The organism is Nocardia alni (genome assembly GCF_019038435.1).
GTDB classification, from domain to species: Bacteria; Actinomycetota; Actinomycetes; order Mycobacteriales; family Mycobacteriaceae; genus Nocardia; species Nocardia alni.
This window is the reverse complement of record NZ_JAGPOX010000328.1, coordinates 1-610: the sequence shown is the minus strand read 5'-3', so window position 1 is coordinate 610 and position 610 is coordinate 1. Positions and strand designations below refer to the sequence as shown.

The following is a 610-nucleotide window of genomic DNA, read 5'->3' as shown; positions in this document are numbered from 1 at the left end:
CTCGAACAGGAGTCGCTTTTCCTCGCCCACGACAGCTCGATCAAGATGCCCGCGTGGCGGCGTCATCTGCTGAAAGGTGAACGACGCCAAGCGGCAGAACAGCTTGCACCCCCGACGCAGCACCAGCATTTGTACCTCGACGTGCCTGACGATCTGCATCGATCGATCGTTGAAGATGGCCGCATCTGTACGGGCGCAGCACCTGCAGCGGCACTGGCAGGATCCACGATCACGCCGGACTTTGTCGAGCGTTCATGGCGTCACGCAACGCGCTCGGCCATCAACGTGGCGTTCCTCGTCCTCGTCGTATGGACAGCGCTCACGATCACAACGATGTGGACCGGCATGCACTTCGCATCGTCACAGGGATCTGCAGCGAGCACAAATGATGTCGAGGTAGGTAGGGTAGGGCGGCGGGAAATGAGCCAGGTCGCGGCCAACTACAAGGACGTCTGGGAAGAGGGCGATGCGCGCAAGGTGCTGCAAGATCTGAAAGACGCAGATGCGTCCGTGGCCCGCGCAGCACGTGCCGGCGACACGGTGAAGTGGGGCCTGGCCGCCTGCATCTTCTTCGTGTTGAGCATGGCCGCGGGTCTGGTTGCAGCAGGCG

Annotated in this window: 1 protein-coding gene; it reads left to right on the top strand. The window is 62.1% G+C overall.

All coding sequences use genetic code 11. The annotated features are described in order from the left end of the window. Positions 1 to 141: 141 nt before the first annotated feature. Positions 142 to 610: hypothetical protein (locus tag JZ791_RS44170; protein WP_216903947.1), on the top strand; the 469-nt coding region annotated here is incomplete at its 3' end.